This is a genomic window from Arachidicoccus sp., assembly GCF_050436765.1.
Lineage (GTDB): Bacteria > Bacteroidota > Bacteroidia > Chitinophagales > Chitinophagaceae > Arachidicoccus.
Window position 1 is genome coordinate 1 of sequence record NZ_JBNQGD010000236.1, and the last position, 2,934, is coordinate 2,934.

The 2,934-nt window shown below is 35.0% G+C and carries 2 protein-coding genes; both read left to right on the forward strand.

Features of this window, described 5'->3' with window-relative positions:
- Window positions 1-381 precede the first annotated feature (381 nt).
- Window positions 382-2,001: a fasciclin domain-containing protein gene (locus ACQR30_RS10295; protein ID WP_429734711.1), complete on the forward strand. Its 1,620-nt coding sequence runs from the start codon at window positions 382-384 to the stop codon at window positions 1,999-2,001.
- 84 nt (window positions 2,002-2,085) lie between these two features.
- A partial coding sequence (locus ACQR30_RS10300) for a TonB-dependent receptor plug domain-containing protein (protein WP_429734713.1) occupies window positions 2,086-2,934 on the forward strand: 849 nt, incomplete at its 3' end.

Sequence of the window (2,934 nt, forward strand, 5' to 3'; positions counted from 1 at the left end):
CAAAACTAATTCCTCTTCTTGTCTCACACTATACGTGCTTGGTCGTATGCTTACATACTAACGACTAAAACGGAATTTAAAAAAAATCTTAAATATTTCTTAATTGTCTTTAGTACATTTTTAAGAAAAAAATGTCTTATCTCCTAAGGAGACGGAATATCAGAAATAATTGCCAATTAAATCAAAGTATAGATTCTTGAAGGATGTTTAAAGCTTAAACCCAAAGTCCTAAACGTAGAAATATGAAAATCGGAAGAATTCATAAATAATTTAATGATGAGACTTTAAAGTTTACAATAGTAAACAAGAGGTTTAAATAAGATGAAATATGCTCGTAATACTATATTAAATAATATAGACGGAAAAATAAAAAACCATAATATGAAAATTTTTAAAAAAAATATTGCTGAAATATTCTGGCGATTTGTCAGATTAAAGAGTATTATTATTTACTTCGGGCTACTCTTTGTTGTTTTACTTGTAATATCGGTTACAGGATGTCAGAAGAGTTTTGAAAAATATTATCATGATACCGGATCAGCTTCGGTTTACTTATATGATAAACTTAAACAGGATACCAACTTTACCATCTTCGCTGAAGGATTGGATAGAGTCGGTCTTGCGAAATACATTAATAATGGAGGGCTATATACTGTTTTTGCACCCACAAATAATGCTTTCAAAAAGTATTTTGCTGATAAAGGCTATACTTCAATCGAGAATGTTCCGCTCGACACTTTATTTAAAGTACTTAACTTTCACGTTACCAATAACCTTTGGTATTATTATACGCTTCAACAACGTTATGTTCAGTATCATCAGACTTTATTCCTGACAAGAGGTAACAAATTTTTAAATATAGATGTTACTTCTCCCGATACCTTAAAAGTAAATGGTATTCCCGTTATCAAGAGCTTAAGAGACATCAGTGCTGATAATGCAGTTATTCAAGGTATCGGAACGGTACTGGAGCCGATGGACAATTTAGAAGTTTTGTTAAGTTCCGATCCCTATTTTTCTCAAAGTACCTTTTACAAACTAATGCAGGTATTGAAAGACAGTTCCTTTGATAGGTTTAATAGTTACGATAAAAATGGAGATGGAAAGATGGACTCTGCATTTTATAAAACCTATGATTACTTAAGTAGTGTTTATACATCTATAGAATTCAGGCAAAGTACGGCGTCGGATGAACAAGGGGGATTTCCTGTATTTAGTACCATACTTATGCCGGATAATGATGTCATGAATCAAATAATAGCCCCGGCAATTGCAAAGATTAGCAATGATGTGCCAGATAAAATTGCAGCACTGTCGAAAACTTATGTATCTGCTGTACTCCAATCTTACTTCTTATATGACACAGCAAAGAAATTTACTGTGAATGATTTTTTGAGTCTCCCAGCCAATAATTATTTCTATGCAACGAATGGTCAAAAAATACCCTACCTGAATGCTAGTAATTTTGAACGCACTGATGTACTCGCCAGTAATGGAATTGTTCAATTAATTGATACTGCCTTTGTTGCTTCTGATCTTCTGCAAAGTGCTTTAGGCCAAGCTTCTATGGATCCGGATTTAAGTATTTTTATGGAGGCGATTCAAAAAGCAGGTCTCATGGGGGGGTGGGGAAGTCTTTCCAAAGTAGTAACGTTTATGGCTCCCACGAACGAGGCATTTGAGGCTGCTGGACTGGACATAGTGAATATGTCGTACAATGGCGTAGCATTGAGTACGAACCAGCTTGCCAATATTATGCGCAATCATTTTATAGACCAAAATTTATCCACTCCTAGTGCACTAACCGGTAATTTTTCAACTGATTTCAATGCATCCAATTCATTAAGTTTTTCAAATGGAGGCGCAACATTAACGCAACTATACAGCGGTTCTCCAGTGAATGTTGCGGCAAACGTAGAATTGCCAAGTTTAAGCCACGGATCATCAAACAGTGGATATTTATATAAAATAGATAAATTACTTGTACCAACTGGCTATTAGTGCCGCCAAATAGAATATTGCCACTAAAATATAACCCTCTAAAACTGGAGGATCAAAGAAACTATATTATAACATATGGAAAAATTGAAATTAATAACGAAAATTCGCTTTACCTTATTTGTTACTTTAGCGCTATTTGCATTCAACGCAAATAGTCAGTCTCAATCAATTAAGATCCAAGGGAAAGTAGTGGAGAAGTCCACAGGCAAACCCATTGTATATGCCACTGTAATTGAAGTCAATTCAAATGACCGTCAATTAAACGGAGTAACTACAAATGAGAACGGTGAATATTCTATTCAAGTATCAAGTAGTAAAAATAAATTACGGTTTTCTTTTATTGGATTTGAATCTACTACGGAAGCTATTGGAGATAATAGAACAATAAATGCAGCTTTGATCGTGGATAAAAGCAATCAGGATAGTAGTGCAGTTGTTGTATATGGAAATAAACAAGGAGAGGTCTCCACAGGTTTTCTCAAATCTTCTAAACGAGATTTAATTGGTTCTGTGAGCTCGGTTACATCAAAGCAAATTGCGGAAGAGCCTGTAACTTCCATAGATCAAATGATTCAAGGTAGAGCCGCTGGCGTTCAGGTAGTTACTAATTCTGGCGACCCGGGATCAGGAGTTGAAATTCGTATACGTGGTGCCGGTTCAATTTCCTCTGGTAATGAACCACTGTATATTGTTGATGGAATTCCTATTATTTCAACGCCATACGACAATACAAGTTCTACCTCCAGTAGTGTGGCACGAATAAATCCTATTGCGGATATTAACCCAGATGATATTGAAAGAATTGATATCTTGAAAGATGCTAATGCTGCTGCAATTTACGGTGCTCGAGCCGCAAATGGTGTAATTATTATTACCACGAAAAGAGGTAAAAAGGGAGTTACAAGTATCACTTTAAATTCTCAATTAGGTTTA